Source organism: Campylobacter blaseri (assembly GCF_013201895.1).
Lineage (GTDB): Bacteria > Campylobacterota > Campylobacteria > Campylobacterales > Campylobacteraceae > Campylobacter_B > Campylobacter_B blaseri.
Window position 1 is genome coordinate 1609600 of record NZ_CP053841.1, and the last position, 17427, is coordinate 1627026.

Sequence of the window (17427 nt, forward strand, 5' to 3'; positions counted from 1 at the left end):
GTTTTTAATTATTTTTTAGTGGCTATTTCAACCTTATAGCCTAACCCTGGGATATTTTTTATAGTGTCTTGACCAACTTTCCCCCTAATCCTTTTTATAAAAGTTCGCACAGCAGCATCGCTTACCGATTCACTACCCCAAACACTCTCTTTTATATTATTATGAAGCACAAGATTACCCTCGTTGTTAATTAAAAGCATTAAAAAAGATAGCTCTTTTTTTGTAAGTGAAATTTCTAACCCATCTTTAATCAATACTTTTTTGGATTGATCAAATTTATACCCATTGACTAAATCCACTACATTTAAAGTATTGATTTTACTTTTGGCTATATTTTCTATAGTAGATAAAAGCTCCTCCATATCTATCGGCTTTAAAACATACTTATCGATACCAACATCTATAGCTTTTAAAAGTCTGTCTCTATCACTAAACGCACTTAGTGCTATTATTGGAGTTTGAGGCGAGAGCTCTTTTATTATCTTGGTCATTTCAAGCCCATCCATTATAGGCATAGCAATGTCTGTAATTACAATATCAGGGTTAAATTTTTTAAACTTTTTCACACCCTCGTCTCCATGTTGAGCAGTTATAATACTGTTAAAAAAACCCTCCATAGCTTTAGCCATAGATTCTCTAATATCTTTTTCATCTTCAATAATTAAAATGTTTAAATTTTTAGTGTTTTTCATCATCTTCCTTTTTATTTATTGGCATTTTTATTTTAAAACAGACTCCGTTTTTTGTGTTATAAAACGATATCTCACCATTCATATTTTCTATGATTGTCTTACTTATATACAATCCAAGACCAGTTCCACTTGATGGGTGTTTAGTTGTAAAGTATGGTTCAAAAATTTTATCAATATGTTCTTTTTTTATATTTTTTCCATTATTGAAAAATAAAATTTCTACAAATTCTAAATCTTTATTTAAAAAAACTTTGATTTTTTTATCAGCTTGCTTTAAATCCTTCATTGCATCCATAGCATTTGATAGTAAATTCATAAATGCTTGCGAAAGCTCGCTTTTAAATCCCAATATCTTAGCATCATCTTTAAAGTTTTTTTCTACATCCACCTGCCCATCAATCAGCGAGCATTTTAACATAGACAGAGCATCATCAAAAGCCTCTTTAACAAAAAAAAGCTCTTTTTCTTTATTTGATTTAAAAAAATCACTAAAATCCTGTATGGTTTTTGACATATTTTTAATAACTGCTTTTGAATGTTCATAAGCATCATTGAAATTTTCTATATCATTAATATTTTGCTTCATTTGAAACAGATTAATACTAAGCTCGTTTAAAGGTTGTCTCCACTGATGTGCAATGTTTGCTATCATCTCTCCCATTGCTGCAAGCTTTGATTGTTGAGATAGTATTTTATTTTTCTCTTCGTTTTTAGCTACTTCTATTGCCACTTTTTTTTCTAAATCTTTATTTAGCTTAACAAGTTCTTTGGTCTGTTCCAATACCTTTTGTTCTAATGATAAGTTCAAATTTTTTAACTCATTTTTAGTTTCAATAAGCCTTTCATTTAAAAGTATGACCTCAGTAACATCGTGTCTAATAGCTACGAACTCTTCAATATCTCCATTTTTATCCAAGATAGGAATTACAGTTGCATTTAGATAAAAAACACTTCCATCTTTTGCAAGGTTTTTTATAATTCCTTTATATACTTTTTTAGACAATATAGTTTTCCATAGTTTTTCAAATATTTTTCGGCTTACATCTGGATGTCTTACTATATTGTGATTAGCCCCTAAAAGCTCTTCTTTTGAATACTTGCTAATTTTACAAAACTCATCATTTACAAAAGTTATATTGCCTTCAACATCTGTTTTAGAAACAATATTACTTTTATCTATCGCATTTTGATATTGTTCTAGCCTTGTTTTGTTATCCATACATAAACCTATTTGAATTTTCAGCTTCTAAAAATGACATTTAAAAACAGCCAAATCTTATCTTATCGCTTTAAGTGCTTTTTAAGCTATCTTTGTCTTTAATTTCTGTTGAATAACAGCCTTTAAACTACTTTTACCTATTAAAAGCTCAGATAAATACCCTGTATCTATGTCATAAACAATTATGTTTATCATCTTTTTCAAACCACTCTTTTAAGCTCTGTTTTGATATAAAATTAGAAGGTTTGTTGTTTATACTTCTAACTATAATTCCATCTACTTAAATCTTATCACTTTTGCGATCACTTTCATTTATTCCAACTATACCAATTTCAAGCATAGAAAAAACTATAATTTTATTGGCATTTAAAGGATCTATTATAGCGCTTTCATAGCCAACCATCGATCTATTTACAACAAGTGGAGATAAGTATGTTCCCTTTTTTTCATAAACTTTTGCTGTAAGAAAAACATCATTTTCAAGATAGATATAAACCTTTGTGGCGTCCATTTAAAACATACCTCTTTTTTTAAGCTCTTCCTCGTAGTATTTTTCAAATGTCATATCGTAATCCTCGCTTCCAGGAATTAGTTTCTTTGCCAATTTATCTAGTTTTTCTACAACGATATCCTCTATGTCTTCATAGCTTTTTAAATAGCTTATTATTGATGAGTAGATAACATTTTTTGCCTTGTTTTCAGAAACCTTATAATCTATAAGGTCTTTTTTCCAAGATGTTTCTAATATCTCGTGAGAGAGGCTATTATACCTCTCCTCCTTATCTAGTATAAAATTACTATCTTCTGCAAGACGTCTTTTAATCATCCAAAACATACTTCTTTTATCAACTTGCATTATGTTCATATCTTCAATATTTTCATCAAGAATGTCATTTGCTTTTTCATCTAACGCTCTTTCGGCTTTAGCATCGGCCATTAAAATTTCTTCAGCGACTTTAACAACAGGTTCAATACCTGCATTAAAGACCATAAATCCTGAATTAAACATATCTATGCCTATTTTTCTAGATATATATGGAATATGTGGTATTTTTATACGCATTTAAATTCCTTTCTTTTTTTGTTTTTCTATCTTATAATAGTGTCATTTCTTTCTGGGCTTGTTGAGACATATCCAACCTTGACACCTGTTAATTTTTCTATTTTTTCTATGTATAGTTTTGCATTTTTTGGCAAATCTTCATACTTATTTATACCAACAACGCTATCCCAGCCATCTATTTCTTCATAAATAGGCTTAACCTTGTCAATTATTGTAGGAAAATAGTCTATTTTTTCTCCATTTTCAAGCTCATATGCTACGCAAAATTTAATTTTATCAAAGCCGTCTAAAACATCAAGCTTCATTAATGCAAATTTATCTATACCATTAATTTTTCCAGCATGCTTAGCCGCTACTGCATCAAACCACCCACATCTTCTTTTACGCCCTGTAGTAGTTCCATACTCTTTTCCAACTTCACACATTTTTTCGCCATATTCGCTAAAATCCTCAGTAGGAAATGGTCCATGTCCCACCCTTGTAGTATATGCTTTTAGTATGCCTATAACCTCACCAACTTGCTTTGGATTTAAACCTACTCCAACGCAAGCTCCCGCTGCAATTGTACTTGAGCTTGTAACATATGGATAAGTACCATGATCTAAATCTAGCAATGTACCCTGAGCGCCTTCTAGAAGTATTTTTTTATCAGCATCTATAGCATCCCATATCATCTTAGTAGTATCCGTAATGTATGGGCTTAAAGCTTCCTTATATTTTTTAAGATTTTTTAAAACATCTTCTTTTTTTGGAATTTCAATATTTAAAGTTTTAAAAACATATTTATTTCTTTCAAAATTTACAAACAGGCTTTCGCAAAGTTTTTCTGGATCTAAAAGCTCAATGACTCTATGTCCTACCCTGCTAACTTTCTCAGCATAACTTGGACCTATACCTTTTCCTGTTGTGCCTATAGCCTCATCACCTTTGCGTTTCTCATTTGCACAGTCTATTAAAGCGTGATATTCTAAATTTAAATGAGCCTTATCGCTTATATAAAATCTTCCTTCTAAATTTTCGAACTGTTTTAACTCTTCTATTACAACACTTGGATTTACAACAACCCCATTTCCTATTATGTTAATAATATTTTTATTTAAAACACCACTTGGTACTAAATGAAGTGCATATTTTTTTCCATCTATAACTATAGTATGTCCAGCATTATGTCCACCTGCACTTCTACAAACATAGTCGTATTCACATGAAAGCATATCAACAATCTTGCCTTTACCCTCATCACCCCATTGTGCACCTACAATCATATCTACTCTACTCATTGCATATCCTTATTTTCTAATATATTTTCCAAAACTGAGTCTGTCATTATAGCAAAACCACTAGATTCAAGACCATCTATCTCATAATCCCCACCACTACACAGTATTGAATTTCCACTTAAAAATCTAAAAAATAACTTATCATAATAGCGCATTTTAGAATAATAAAGTGGTGCTAATTTAATATTTTTAAAACTGCTTTTATTTGCTAACTCCTCTATCAAATTTAATGGCTCTTTTAATTCATCTGGAACAACATCTTTAACCTTATTTAAATCCTTAATGTCTGTAAGTTTGGCAAGTTCATTTAGCCAATTAATATTTAGCTTTAAAATAGCATATATATCACCTTTTTCAAAAATAGAGATAGGAATATCTAAAATTTTGCATATTAATTTTGGGATTTCAATATTACTAATTTGCAAATCACTTTTAATATTAAATTCATTAAAAAACTTAGCCGCAATCTCTATGCCTAGATACAAATTACGCTCATCAATCAATTCTGCACCCATTTGATAAAATTCATAATTTGGGTATTTGAAAACAGGTTGTATATAAAATATCCTTTTATATTCTTTGCTTTTAATTCTTCGCAAAATAATTCTAACAACATCCACAGTACTATCTGCTCTTAGAAAAATTTTATGGTTAGTTGAGTCAAAAAAAGTTAGAAGTTCTTCATCTTTAACACTCAAATTTTGATGGTAAGAAAAATATGGAGTTAATATCTCTTCAAATTTATAACTTTTAAAAAGATTTGCCATAAAAGACTCAAGCTCTCTTTTTAAATCTGCTGTATCACTAAAATACAGCCTTGAACCATTTGGAATTTCATGTTCTAAGTCAGCTCTCATAACACTCCTTTTTTTATAGTGTTTTTATACTATAAATCTAAAATATTAGAATACCTAAAATTTCCTTATGTATATCTGTTATGGAATATATTATTTAATATTTTTTGAGTATATTTGCAGTTATTTGGCGAGAGAGTGAAGGAATTGAACCTCCCACGAAACGGTCAACCGCCCCGTCATCGGATTTGAAGTCCGTGAACGCCACCAGGTCGTTTTACTCTCCATATTTAAGTCTTATAATATCATAAAAACTTAAATATTTACCTATTTTGAATATTTTTCTTAGAAAAAATTATTATTAGTACCGGCAAGAAAACCAAAGCTGAAATAAGCATAAATGCCATAACCATATCAACTAAAAGACCAAAGTAAATTGTAGGCCAAAAATTACTTGCTACCATAACACAAAATCCTAAAAATATAGCGATTGATGTGTATTGCATTGCATAGCCTATGCTTTTATGGCTATCATATACAGCTTGTTCTGGGTTTTTATACTTCTTCTCAATTCTATATCTATGGATGTAGTGTATAACATCATCTACCCCAATCCCTATACTTATAGCTGCTATTGTAATACTCATGATATCAAGTGGAATTCCAACAAGTCCCATAACCCCAAATACAAAAGTAAGCGGTATTATATTTACTACAATGGCAATAATAGCAAATTTTAAACTTCTAAATATAGCTATAAATACTAGCAGTATCGCTATAACAACAAAGCCAAGTGTATTAATTTGTGAGCCTACAAGGCTTTGGAGCATATTGTTATATAAAACCATTACACCACTAATTTGAACTTCAACATTATCATCTTTTAAAAGAGTATTTAGATCTTTTTTAAGGCTTGTTAAAAACTCATTTCTTCTAAGCCTATCATCACTATCTATTGTTCTAACAGCAAACCTAGCCTCATTCGCGTCTATATCAATATATGGTGATAGTATAAGACTTTTATACTCACTAGGAAGTTCATTATAGATAACTGATAACATAAAGTCATTTAATGCAACTCCATTGTTCATGCGCTTTCCAACCTCTAAAAGAGTTCCTAAGGATGCCACATTTCCAACAAACTCTCTACTAGCTAAAAAATCATGAACTTTAGTAATAATACGCATTTTTTCACTTGAAAACCAATACTGATCTTGATTTTGAGCCTCCATAAATTCAAGCTCAAAAGAGTCTAAAATATCATCACCACTCTTTTTGAAAGAAGCTTCATCTTTTTTAAATTTTATAACAACATCAAAAGGAACTGTTCCTCCAAGTTTTTTATCAATAACCACCATTCCTTTATGAATTTCAGTATGGTCTTTAAAGTATCCTATAAAGCTATTTTCTACCTTTAAAAATGTTATGCCATACAAACCAGCAACAAAAACAATACCAAAAAATATAAGAATTTCTTTTTTTCTTTTTATAGCTAAATTTGCACACCAAGTAGTCAGTTTAAAGCTTTTTTCAAAATTAGTTTTAATTTCTATCTTATCCAGTAGACTCATTATAGAGCCAAAGATAGCAAATGCTAAAACTAGCGAGATTGAAATTCCAATACTCATCATAGTTCCAAGTGAAATTATAGGCTTTATATCGCTAAGTATTAACGAGAAAAACCCTATAGCAGTAGTAAAGATTGCAAAAAAACATGGTAAAAATCTATCTTTTAAGGTCGTATACACGAGTTGTTTTTGTGTTCTACTTGGATATAAGCTACTTTTTTCTCTATAGCTAACCACAAGGTGTATAGCAACTGAAACTGTAATTATAATTTGCAATGCTGCATAATTTGAACTAATAACTGTAACTTTATATCCTAACAGTGCAAAAAGACCACTTGCAATTATAGCACTAACAATACAAATGATAATAGGAATGATTACAAATCTAGCTTGCCTAAAAAATATCCACAAACAAAAAATTAACATTATTAAAGAAGCAATCCCATATGTATAGATATCATTTTTTACAAATGTAACCATATCATCTGCTATCATATTTATCCCGCCAAGGAAAAATTCCTCGCCTGTCTTACTTTTATACTCTGATAAAACATTTCTAAGACTAATTATGTTTTCATGCTCTTGTTTTCTATATCCTTCATTAAAAGAGTCTATTTTTTTATTTATCTCTTTAAGTTCTGATTTTTTATAGTCTTTTTTTGCAAAAAGTTTATCTTTTTGTTTTATAAGCTCGTTGTATTCTGTATTTGGTTTTAAATTTACAACTATAGATGTAGTTTTAAAATCCTTACTAACCAAGCTTTCTTTATATAAAGGACTTGTTAAAAACTCTTTTTTAGCAAGCTCTTTGTTTGACTCTAGACTATTTAGGCTTTGAATATCTTTAGCTTTTTCAGATATAGAGCCCTCTTTATTTTCTAAAAGTGGCACATTTGTAAGATTTAAAACACTATCAACAAATTTCAAATTAGTTAAATCTTGACTCAAATCTCTAATGGTTTTTAATGTTTTTTCACTTAATAAATCAGAATTTGGAGTATAGGCTATAACTAAAAAATTTGGAGTTTTATATCTTTCATAAACACTTTTTGCAATCTCCAAGTCTTTATCATTTTCAAGCAATAAAGTCTCGGTGGATGCATCTATTTGAAATTTTGTACTATAAAATCCAAAAAACAAAAAAAGTATTAAAATAGCTGACAATACAGTTTTTGGACAAGCTACTATAAAACGAAAAATTTTATTCATTAATGCTATTGTTTATCTGTATTTGATTTAGTTTTTCTAAAATGCCATCAAAGTTATCGTTTTTAATCATATCTTCAAACTGAGAGCGATATGTCTGAATTAGACTAACTCCTAAAATATCTATATCATATATAAGCCAATTATCTTTAGCTTTTGGGTAGAATTTAAAATCAACCGGATAATCTTTATCACTAGATATTAGCTTAGTTTTTAAATAAACTCTATTTGGGTTAGGGCTTTCCATGCCAATAACTTCCATGTTTTGATCATTATATTCTTTTAAATTTGATATAAAAGAATTTTTTAGCGCCTCCTCGTAAGCTTTACTAAATTTCCTAGCTTCTTCTTTGCTTAATTTTGAGTAGTGTCTAGAAAGAGAGATTCTAGCCATTAAAGGATAATCAAAATATTGATCAAAAATTTCAAAAATTTCTCCAGCTTTTTTATTATCATCAATATTGTGATCTTTCAAAATTTCTACTGCTTTTTTAACTTTTACTTCTATAGCAGGTTTTATCTCATCTTTAGTTAAGCTAAATGCTAAATTAAAACTAAATACTAATAAAACTAGTAATTTCATAAACTTCATTTTTATTCCTTGATTAAATAATTTCTTCTTTGTTCATATCCATCACGTAATAAAGGATATAAATCAACAGCATTTTTCTTAATTTTTTTATATTGAAAATCAATCGATTCGTTATTAACTTTTTCAACTGCTTTTACGCCCATTGATGTCCACTTATCATCTATATAAGATACTGGATGAGTAAAATAATCTCCAACAAGCCCAAAACTATCTCTAATATTGCTAGGTCCTAAAATAGGCCATACTATATGAAAGCCACTTCCAACACCCCAATGCCCTAAAGTTTGGCCAAAATCCTCATCATGCCTTGATATATTGAAGTGATTTGTAGCCGTATCACTAAAACCTGCAAAACCTATAGTTGAGTTGATTAAAAATCTTTTTGTTTCATCTAAGGAGTTTTGAAATTTACCTTGAAGAATATTATTTATAAGCCTCATAGGATATAAAAGATTGTAAAAAAAGTCTTTAAAAGCTCCTTGAATAGGATCAGGCATAACATAATCATAGCCTACAGCAATCGGGTACATCAAATAATCATAAAAAGCATCGTTTATATTTGTCATAACTCTATTATATCCACCAAGAGGATCAAAAACTGTTTTTTTATTAAATTCATCTTCAAATTCAGAAAAATTATCAAAACTAGAATCTGAAAAAGCAATTGTAATGGTTAATAATATTGATAACCAAAATTTCATAAAACTTCCTTTTCTAGTAATCTTTTTATGTATTTTATTAAAATAAAGTTTATAATTCTATTGTAATTTTTTAAATATGGCAAATTTAAATTTTTTAATAGATTATAAAGTGGCTTTTTAGCCACTTTATTTCTTTAATGAGTTAAAAAATATTCTTGAATTTTTTCTTTATCATCTGTAGTAGCAAGTGCTACCATTAATAAAACTCTAGCTTTTTGAACATTTAAATTATCACTTGTTAAAAAGCCATATTTTTTATCATCAACTTCTCCATCCATAGTTGTTTCACCACTTCCCACACGAGAGTCTCTAACAACTACAACTCCACCTTTAACAGCATCGCCAAGAGCTTCCAAAACACTTGGATATGGATTTCCATTACCCATACCTGCATTTATTATGCCTTTAGTACCATCTTTTACAGCTGCATTAACAAAAATAGGATTATCATTTGAATGATTATAGATGATATCTACTTTTGGAAGTTCTTTGATATTTGCTATGTTAAAATCACTTGTTTTTGTATGTTTTCTTGTTGGAGTCATATAGTATTTAACTTTCCCATAAAAAACAGTTCCTATTTTTCCAGAATTTGGAGATTTAAAAGTATCTACTCCACTTGTATGAGTTTTAGTAACTTCACGAGCTGCATGGATTTCGTCATTCATTACAACCACAACACCTTTACCTTTACTTTGTTTATCTATAGCGACATTTACAGCATTGAATAAATTTAATGGCCCATCTGCACTTAAAGAGCTTGAATTTCTCATGGCTCCAACCATTACAATTGGCTTATCACTTTTAACTGTTAGGTTTAAAAAATACGCAGTTTCTTCCATCGTGTCAGTGCCGTGAGTAATAACAACACCGTCAGCATCTTTAGCAAGTAGCTCATTTACTCTTTTAGCAAGCTTTAGCCAAACTTCATTATTCATCTCTTGTGAACCAATATTTGAAATTTGCTCACCTTTAATTGTGGCAATTTTGTTGATTTCTGGAACTGCTGCTATAAGTTTATCAACTGTTACAGTTCCTGAAGTATATGCTGTATCAAGCTCACCACTTCCTGAACCTGCGATAGTTCCGCCTGTTGCTAAAATATAGATTGTAGGTTTTGCAAATCCCACCGTAACTCCTAATAGTATTGTTATAATTGCTTTAAATAAAGAACGCATTAAGACCTCCTGAATTAGTTTATTTTTATATACACAAAAACTTAAACAAATTATACTATTTTAAATTAATTATTTCAATTAAAGAAATCTTAAAGTTCTATAATATTCTCTTTTAAATTTCATAAAATTTAGCAAATTTAGATATTTTGTCATCGTTCATTAAAAATATTTCATCAATGAAATTTTCTCTAAAAGTTAAATTTCCTCTATTATTCAACATATTTTTAGCAAATTCACCTGCTACTCCAGAAGTAATAACAGCCATCAAAGTTGCTTCAAGTATATTATTGTTTGAGGCAATAAAAGCCGCTATTAAGGCAGTTAGTATACATCCACTTCCAGTGATATTTTTCATCATTTCATCACCATTTTCACAAATATAGCTAATATCTCCATTCGTTATTATATCTTTAGCCCCACTTATCACTACTACTGAGCCAGTATTTCTACTAAGTGTTTTGGCAATTTCTACTTTGTCTTCTAAGCTATCTTTTGCATCACTCTTACTAGCGTCAACACCTTTGCTTTTAGTATTTAAGCCAACTAAATTTTTTATCTCAGAAATATTACCTCTAATAACACTAAATTTACCTTCTTTTAAAAGTTCAAAAGCTATTTTTTTTCTAGGCTTTGTAGCTCCTATTGCAACAGGATCAAAAACGCTAACTATATTATTTGTATTTGCTGATTTTAAAGAAATTTTCATAGCTTCAACTACATCAGGATATATGTTTCCTAAATTTATAACTAGTCCATCTGATATTGAAGTTAACTCTTCACACTCCTTAGAATAATCAGACATTATAGGGCTAGCTCCACAAGCAATTAAAATATTAGCAACATCATTTATAGTAACATAATTTGTAATGCAATGAATCATAGGATTTTTTTCTTTTATATTTTGTATGAAATTTAACACTTTCTATCCTTTTAAATTTTAAATCAAATTTAACTTTTCCAAATAAATCTATATAATCTTAACTCTAAATCTTAAATAACTAAAATTTAATTAAAAATTTATATTGTTTTATTCCTAAATTTGCGTTGTAGTCTTTACTTGGAAATTATAATAGAATTAAGACTAGTTTTTATTATTTTTATAATTGTTATGATTTAAACATCATAAAAGATTTCAAAATTGTATAAATTTACTGAATTTATAATATACTCTTTTTATGCTAATTAAACATATTATTTTGATTAATTATATCCAAGCAAACATTAAATAAATTTTAATTAAATTATCATTAATTTGTTAATAACTTCAAGATTATTTATCTAAAACAACAAACCAAACAAGAGTTTGAAAAAATCAAACTCTTAAATAAATTTATATCTTTATAGTTTCTAAAAGCCTTTCTGATTCTTTTGTTGTATTGCCATCTTTATCCAAAATAGGAGTATCAAGAATACTTTTTATGACCTTAACTAGCGAAGCTGCTTTAGCTATGCTCTCTTTTTGTTCTTGATGAAATTGTGAGAAATCAACACCATTATTTTTTATAATTTTTTGCATTTCATAAACTAAAGGGGTAAAATTAGAATCTAATCTAATTAGCATCATCTTAAATTTATTAGCTCTTTTTCCTATGGCTTTGGTTTGTAATTCCATATTTTTTAGCTCCTGTACTTGTAGCTGTGCCTTAGCATAATCAGTCTTTGCATCATCTAGCTTTTTGCTAGCTTTTGCTCCAGCAATTACTCCCAAAACTACCAAAGCTGGTGCAGCAACAAGTCCTCCAAGCATCATCATACCACCAGCCACGCCAGCTCCCCCAGCAGCCAAAGTCCCACCACCAAGCCAAGCTAATGTTGCATTTGTAGCAGCTGCTCCACTAAGAGTGCTAATAGCAGTTCCAGTGCTTGCAGCAGCAAAGGTCATAGTAGCACTATATGCACCAAAAGCAACTAACCCTCCAGCTCCTGCACCACTAAGAGTGCCTTTTAACATAGACTCTGCTAGTATGGATTGTTCTTTTAGCTCTTTAAACATACTTTGATCAATTTTAAAATTATTAAGCTCATCAATGCCAACAGTGTTTTGAAAATCTACATTTTTTAATTTTTCAAATGAAGTGATAAAATCTTTTATAGAAGTATCTAGTATATAAATTTTCTTTTGTCCTAATTGTTTTAAATTTTCAGAACAATATTTTCTTGCTTTTTCTAGTTTATTTTTAGCTTCTGATAAATCATAATTTGCAGATGAAACCAAATCATCTGCTTCATTGCTATCTAAAACAGCCTTAACGCTTTTTCCAGCTCCAAAAAGTGCAGTAGTCCCAATTGCTACAAGTGGTATTAATGGTAACATATTTTTCCTTTCTAAACTAGATAACTCTCATCTAGTGTATTTTGTAAAGATTTTATAATCTCTTCTTTTGTTTCTTCTAGCTCTTTGATTTTTGGAGCTATTTCCTTATATGGAAGTTCTGAGTCGTTAAAAAATTTAATCTGCTTTATAGTGGCATTTAAAGTTTCTGCATACTCCATAAGCTCTTCAAAAATTTCTTGGTCTATATTAAATTCTTTAACAATTAGCTCTAGAACTTCTTTTTCAGATTCTGAAAAATCATCATCAGAATAAGCCAAATTTATAAGTACCCATAAAAAATTTGTTTTAGATCTACCATAAATACAACTAGAAATATCACAAACAAGCTCTTTGATAATCTCTTTTTTAGATTTTTTAAATATGGAGTCATCTTTTTTCTCTTGTGAAATTAGCATTTGAGTTAAAAACTCTAATTTTTCAAAGTCATAATCAAAATAAATTTTTTCTTTAAACATATCAGCCATCATTGGCTTAGCAAATTCCATAAATCTATCTTTTTCTTTTTGTATCAACACCTTATCATCTAATTGTAAAAAATTTATTATTATAGATAATATATAATGATATTCTTTTTCAAAATATATATGCATATTTTCTCCTTTAAAGCTTAAAAGACTCTTCACCTTTCATAAAATTTTCAAACTCAGAAAAATTTTCAAACTGAGTTTCGCCTCCTAATTTATGTGTTAAAAGATTACTTATCCTAATAGTCTCATCTACATCTTGCATATTTAAAGCATTTTCTAACTCCCTTATATTGGAATTTAAAAAGCCTATATGCTCGTTAAAATAACTATTGATTAAAAAGTTTATCTCATCTCTTTGTTTTAAAATTTGATTTAGTGCTATTTTGCACTCTTTCTCTACTTGTATTCTCCTTTCTTTAGCTAATTTTGCATTTTCTAACGAACCTTTAAGCTCTTGATAAAACATAGAATTTAAACTATATCCGACCATTCCTCCTATCATAGCACCAACAACAGGCACAGGGATTACAATCTGTCCAACACTAGCCATAAATGCAGATGCACTTATACCGCTACCTTTTTGTCCAAGCTCTTCTAATAATGAAGCCCCATCAATTTCACCCCTATAAAATTTACAAAAACTTTTAGTGATTTCTATAGAGCTTGTAACTATGAGAGAAGGAAGATTTGTTTTTGAAGCATTTCTTAAAGTCACACTACTTGCATTTTTCATAAAAGCCCCGATTGCTGAACCAGCAAATGCACCCGCATATGCACCACCAGCCCCAAAAGCAGTAGTTTTTCCAACATCTTTAATAGCCTCTTTCATATCTTTACCACTTGCTATGCACTCATAAATATTTTGCACAACAGATACTCCACCAGCTATCATAGCACCCATTTTAGCAGCCTGTATTCCAGCATTATGAGCATTTTTACATATATCTTTTGCTGTTGATTTTATAGGATCTGTTCTTGCTTCTATGGCTTCTTGTGTTGAAACCTTGCTTGGTTTTGTTTGTTTTGATATTTTTTGATATTTTTCAAGCTCTTTTTGCTTTTTGTCTATATCAATTTGGCTTTTATTGTTTTCTTTCATAAATTTAAGCTGTTGTTCTAAGCCTTGAATCTTTTCTTTGCATTCTTTTTGAATTTCATTAAAATACTCTTTTGGAACATAAACATCAACACCATTGTCATAGTATTTTGTAAAATCTTTAGATGAGAGTTGCTCAAAACAAGATTCAGCATCCTTGCCAACCATCTTTAACTGAACACCAGAGCCTTTTATATAATTACCATTTGAATCTACTTCAACTAAATCTATTAATTGGTGATTTGCTGAGTTTACATTATAATTTGGATGTTCTTTGGCTACCTTTACTTGTTCTTGCTTTGAAAGATTGTCATATTGTTTAACTCTAGTTTTGTCGCCTTTTAAGATATTGTCTGCATTTTTCCTAGCTTGTTCTTTTAGCTCGTTAGAGTAACCAGCTTGGGCTTTTATGTTTTTAGTAGTTTGATCTTTTATATATTTATCTTTTAATTTTTTTATTTCATTTTGACTTAATGTTTTAGAACTTTCTTCAATTTCCTTTTTAATGCGTTTATCAATTTGTTCTTGATTAGGGAATATTTTGTATTTACTTATACCTTTTAAACTTCTTTTTAAATGCTCGCCAGTTTCGTTATCAACTCCACTATAAATAACCAAATGTTCTTTGTTTGCAGAGGCATGAAGATTAATTATATTAGAATTTATAACATCAGTAGCGATTTTTATATCAAGATTATCTTTTTCTTTGCTGTTTAATTTTTCACTCATTATCCATTTCCTAATAATAAAAATTACCCTATATTTTACCCCCCCCCCCCCGCTTAATTTTTGATAAAAAATAATTCTATTTTTAATATACAATAATCTATTTACCTAAAAATATTTTACATATTAGTATTATTAATTTGTTAGGCTCTGTATTTATTTGGATTTATTATGCAAACTCAAGTAATAAAATAACTAAATTTATATTATAAATTTATATAAAATAATATTACTCTATTTAATATAATAAAAGTTCTTTACATTTTATTGCTTATATAGTTTTTTATATGAATAGTTTATTATCTACATATAAATAATCTTAGAAGATACTCATAACATTAAGATAGTTTTTATTGTTTTTGTAATTGTTATAATTTATTAAACATCATAAAAGATTTCAAGATTTTATAAATTTACTGAATTTATAATACACTCTTTTTATGCTAATTAAACATATTATTTTGATTAATTATGTCCAAGCAAAAATTAAATAAATTTTAATTAAATTATCATTAATTTATTAGCAGCTTCAAGATTATTCATCTAAAATAACAAACCACAAATTAAAAGATGACTTTTTAGCAAGAGTTATCACAAATGGAATTGCCATTATGATGTTTATATATATATCCGTCAACATCTCCATGACCATAGGTTTTGCGCCTGTGGTTGGTATACCTCTACCCTTTTTTAGTTATGGTGGTAGTAGCTTTATCACCTTTATGTGTTTTTTTGGAATACTCCAGAATTTATTAGCATTTAGGTTTGATAAAGAGTATAGACTCTTAAAAATTAATATATAGTCAAACATATTAAAAATCATAAATTAGCATAGGTTTAAGTGCTAAATTCTTAAATACTAAAAACATATAAGCATTAAAATAAAGTTTAATAACTAATTTATTTTATAAGATAACCAACATATCATTTTAGTTAGGCTAATAAATATAATACGCAATACTATTTTTAAAAACAGTATTTAAGATTTTATATTATTAGCTTTATTTTATTTAAAATCTTAATTTAAAAACCTAGTATCTATAATAATCTATCTTTTATTACTACTATCTTTATTGTTATCTTTGTTTTTTGTTATTGTTTTACCTGATATAGTTATATCATCTTTAATAACTTCAAATTTCTTATCACCTATTCCCTTTATATTTTTAATATCCTCTATCTTTTCAAATTTCTTATCTTTTCTATAATCTATTATATACTCTGCTGTCTTTTCACCAACACCTTTAATGCTCATAAGTTCCTCTTTTGAAGCAGTATTAATGTTTATTGCACTAAATAAGAATGTAAAGCTAAGTAGTAGTGTTAAAAGTAGTTTTTTCATGATTGTTTCCTTTGTTTGATTATGGACTAAATATAGCTGAAATTTTATCTTATCTTGCTGAAATAATTAAACTAAATATATAATTTAATAAGTAAGTATTTTTAAAAGATAGATACAATAGATGTTAATATATAATAGATAAAAAAATTGAATTATTACTAAAACAATTTGTGTAATGTCAATAAAATACTAAATTAATACAAATAGTAATTGCTATTAAATTAATGTATCATAATCGAGTATTATTGTTAAGTTAAACTATTTATATTATCAATAAAACCAGATACTTTTGAAATTATTAAAATACTTTAATGTTTAAATAACTTTATTTAAGTTATTTTATCCACCTATATGTAAATTTAGATAATATCCAAATCCTTTTTATTTAAATTATTACACTATGTTTGTTCATGAAAAAACTAAGCCATACATAATAAAGGCTAAGAAAAAAGTCTTAGCTAGAAATAACAGTAGTAGTGGCTATATCTTTTTTGCAAAAAGGTAGAATAAAAGTAAATCTATGTTTTATAAAGGCTTATAATAAGTATAAAGAAGATAGTAGTTTTTAAGAATACTTGATGATTTTTTAATTAAAGCTACAATAATCTATACTATTTATAAACCTAAAAGATAATAGAATTTAGAGTATTGCAAAAAATATTTATATTAATTAACTTTTTATCTTTTGTGTAGTTATAAAGATGAAAAATAAATACAACTAATTAGAATATATTACATAATTTGATTTTAATAAACTAATAGATTTTATACTCTATGTTTATAATTTTAATTATTAACATAATTAACTTTCTATATTTTGTTATGATAGTTATAATTTTAATTATTAAGTTAGCTAGAATATATATTGTTGAATAATTGTTGATTAGTATATTAGTTATAAATTAACAAAGTCCGCAGCGACCTACTTTCCCACATCCCAGTAAGAGAGAGTATCATCAGCCACGACGAGCTTAGCTTCTTGGTTCGAGATGGAACAAGGCGTTTCCTCGTCTGTATAGCCACGAACAGTGTTAAATAAAAAAACTATTTTAATTGATTAATAAAAGATAGTCTAATTAACTACTTTATTAAATTTAGTTCTCTTATTAAACACTGTTAAGTGTTAATCGTTAAAAGTCAAAAGTTTTAATGTAAAACATTTATTCTT

16 protein-coding genes, 1 tRNA gene, 1 rRNA gene and 1 pseudogene are annotated in these 17427 nt (G+C 28.2%); 1 reads left to right on the forward strand and 18 read right to left on the reverse strand.

Features of this window, described 5'->3' with window-relative positions; all coding sequences use genetic code 11:
• Window positions 1-8 precede the first annotated feature (8 nt).
• The 16 genes from CBLAS_RS07935 to CBLAS_RS08005 form a co-directional block, all read right to left on the reverse strand.
• Window positions 9-692 carry a response regulator transcription factor gene (locus CBLAS_RS07935; protein ID WP_338152847.1) on the reverse strand — a complete coding sequence of 228 codons (684 nt, stop codon included), beginning with the start codon at window positions 690-692 and terminating at the stop codon, window positions 9-11.
• Window positions 679-1911 (reverse strand): PAS domain-containing sensor histidine kinase, encoded by a 1233-nt coding sequence (locus CBLAS_RS07940; RefSeq protein WP_106872305.1) that lies wholly within the window; start codon window positions 1909-1911, stop codon window positions 679-681. Before CBLAS_RS07940 ends, CBLAS_RS07935 begins: the two co-directional genes overlap by 14 nt.
• Before the next feature lie 81 nt (window positions 1912-1992).
• Window positions 1993-2115, reverse strand: coding sequence for a hypothetical protein (locus CBLAS_RS09710; RefSeq protein ID WP_277620707.1), 123 nt, complete (start codon window positions 2113-2115; stop codon window positions 1993-1995).
• A 76-nt stretch (window positions 2116-2191) separates the two neighbouring features.
• The gene (locus CBLAS_RS07945; protein WP_106872307.1) at window positions 2192-2422 is read right to left on the reverse strand and encodes a carbamoyl-phosphate synthase domain-containing protein; all 231 of its coding nucleotides are present in this window, start codon (window positions 2420-2422) and stop codon (window positions 2192-2194) included.
• Window positions 2423-2974, reverse strand: a complete 552-nt coding sequence (locus CBLAS_RS07950) for a DUF507 family protein (RefSeq protein WP_106872309.1) — start codon at window positions 2972-2974, stop codon at window positions 2423-2425.
• Window positions 2975-3000: 26 nt separating this feature from the next.
• A complete protein-coding gene (locus CBLAS_RS07955; RefSeq protein ID WP_106872311.1) occupies window positions 3001-4254 on the reverse strand; it encodes an adenylosuccinate synthase in 1254 nt (417 codons plus the stop codon).
• Window positions 4251-5111 carry an ATP phosphoribosyltransferase regulatory subunit gene (locus tag CBLAS_RS07960; RefSeq protein ID WP_106872313.1) on the reverse strand — a complete coding sequence of 287 codons (861 nt, stop codon included), beginning with the start codon at window positions 5109-5111 and terminating at the stop codon, window positions 4251-4253. The genes CBLAS_RS07955 and CBLAS_RS07960 overlap by 4 nt, the downstream gene beginning before the upstream one ends.
• 125 nt (window positions 5112-5236) lie before the next feature.
• Window positions 5237-5334: transfer RNA gene (locus CBLAS_RS07965), tRNA-Sec, on the reverse strand.
• Between the two features lie 37 nt (window positions 5335-5371).
• Entirely contained in the window at window positions 5372-7825 is a 2454-nt protein-coding gene (locus tag CBLAS_RS07970) for an efflux RND transporter permease subunit (RefSeq protein WP_106872315.1), read from the reverse strand.
• On the reverse strand, window positions 7818-8414 hold the full coding sequence (locus CBLAS_RS07975) for a Tgt2/MlaC family protein (RefSeq protein WP_106872317.1): 597 nt from the start codon (window positions 8412-8414) through the stop codon (window positions 7818-7820). The genes CBLAS_RS07970 and CBLAS_RS07975 overlap by 8 nt, the downstream gene beginning before the upstream one ends.
• 2 nt (window positions 8415-8416) lie before the next feature.
• Complete coding sequence (locus CBLAS_RS07980; RefSeq protein ID WP_106872319.1) at window positions 8417-9115, reverse strand: MlaA family lipoprotein; 699 nt, start codon at window positions 9113-9115, stop codon at window positions 8417-8419.
• 134 nt (window positions 9116-9249) lie between these two features.
• On the reverse strand, window positions 9250-10293 hold the full coding sequence (locus CBLAS_RS07985; RefSeq protein WP_106872321.1) for a type II asparaginase: 1044 nt from the start codon (window positions 10291-10293) through the stop codon (window positions 9250-9252).
• 112 nt (window positions 10294-10405) lie between these two features.
• Window positions 10406-11212 carry a hydroxyethylthiazole kinase gene (gene thiM / locus CBLAS_RS07990; protein ID WP_106872323.1) on the reverse strand — a complete coding sequence of 269 codons (807 nt, stop codon included), beginning with the start codon at window positions 11210-11212 and terminating at the stop codon, window positions 10406-10408.
• Between the two features lie 411 nt (window positions 11213-11623).
• Complete coding sequence (locus CBLAS_RS07995; protein WP_106872325.1) at window positions 11624-12607, reverse strand: hypothetical protein; 984 nt, start codon at window positions 12605-12607, stop codon at window positions 11624-11626.
• Between the two features lie 11 nt (window positions 12608-12618).
• The gene (locus CBLAS_RS08000; RefSeq protein ID WP_106872327.1) at window positions 12619-13218 is read right to left on the reverse strand and encodes a hypothetical protein; all 600 of its coding nucleotides are present in this window, start codon (window positions 13216-13218) and stop codon (window positions 12619-12621) included.
• Between the two features lie 10 nt (window positions 13219-13228).
• Window positions 13229-14920 carry a hypothetical protein gene (locus tag CBLAS_RS08005; protein ID WP_106872329.1) on the reverse strand — a complete coding sequence of 564 codons (1692 nt, stop codon included), beginning with the start codon at window positions 14918-14920 and terminating at the stop codon, window positions 13229-13231.
• 551 nt (window positions 14921-15471) lie between these two features.
• On the opposite strand from CBLAS_RS08005, the pseudogene CBLAS_RS08010 reads away from it, so the two are divergent.
• A pseudogene (locus CBLAS_RS08010) lies at window positions 15472-15720 on the forward strand (FtsW/RodA/SpoVE family cell cycle protein); the annotation flags it as partial.
• A 245-nt stretch (window positions 15721-15965) separates the two neighbouring features.
• Here the strand turns inward: CBLAS_RS08010 and CBLAS_RS08015 are convergent.
• Window positions 15966-16259 carry a ComEA family DNA-binding protein gene (locus CBLAS_RS08015; protein ID WP_172658192.1) on the reverse strand — a complete coding sequence of 98 codons (294 nt, stop codon included), beginning with the start codon at window positions 16257-16259 and terminating at the stop codon, window positions 15966-15968.
• 909 nt (window positions 16260-17168) lie between these two features.
• Window positions 17169-17286 (reverse strand): 5S ribosomal RNA (rrf, locus tag CBLAS_RS08020).
• Window positions 17287-17427: the final 141 nt, after the last annotated feature.

Excerpts from the sequence above, each read along its gene's own strand:
- CBLAS_RS07940 (WP_106872305.1), bottom strand. The coding sequence starts at position 1,911 with ATGGATAACAAAACAAGGCTAGAACAATATCAAAATGCGATAGATAAA.
- CBLAS_RS07935 (WP_338152847.1), bottom strand. The coding sequence starts at position 692 with ATGAAAAACACTAAAAATTTAAACATTTTAATTATTGAAGATGAAAAA.
- CBLAS_RS07945 (WP_106872307.1), bottom strand. The coding sequence starts at position 2,422 with ATGGACGCCACAAAGGTTTATATCTATCTTGAAAATGATGTTTTTCTT.
- CBLAS_RS07960 (WP_106872313.1), bottom strand. The coding sequence starts at position 5,111 with ATGAGAGCTGACTTAGAACATGAAATTCCAAATGGTTCAAGGCTGTAT.
- CBLAS_RS07950 (WP_106872309.1), bottom strand. The coding sequence starts at position 2,974 with ATGCGTATAAAAATACCACATATTCCATATATATCTAGAAAAATAGGC.
- CBLAS_RS08015 (WP_172658192.1), bottom strand. The coding sequence starts at position 16,259 with ATGAAAAAACTACTTTTAACACTACTACTTAGCTTTACATTCTTATTT.
- CBLAS_RS07985 (WP_106872321.1), bottom strand. The coding sequence starts at position 10,293 with ATGCGTTCTTTATTTAAAGCAATTATAACAATACTATTAGGAGTTACG.
- CBLAS_RS07995 (WP_106872325.1), bottom strand. The coding sequence starts at position 12,607 with ATGTTACCATTAATACCACTTGTAGCAATTGGGACTACTGCACTTTTT.
- CBLAS_RS07955 (WP_106872311.1), bottom strand. The coding sequence starts at position 4,254 with ATGAGTAGAGTAGATATGATTGTAGGTGCACAATGGGGTGATGAGGGT.
- CBLAS_RS07980 (WP_106872319.1), bottom strand. The coding sequence starts at position 9,115 with ATGAAATTTTGGTTATCAATATTATTAACCATTACAATTGCTTTTTCA.
- CBLAS_RS07970 (WP_106872315.1), bottom strand. The coding sequence starts at position 7,825 with ATGAATAAAATTTTTCGTTTTATAGTAGCTTGTCCAAAAACTGTATTG.
- CBLAS_RS08000 (WP_106872327.1), bottom strand. The coding sequence starts at position 13,218 with ATGCATATATATTTTGAAAAAGAATATCATTATATATTATCTATAATA.
- CBLAS_RS08005 (WP_106872329.1), bottom strand. The coding sequence starts at position 14,920 with ATGAGTGAAAAATTAAACAGCAAAGAAAAAGATAATCTTGATATAAAA.
- CBLAS_RS07975 (WP_106872317.1), bottom strand. The coding sequence starts at position 8,414 with ATGAAGTTTATGAAATTACTAGTTTTATTAGTATTTAGTTTTAATTTA.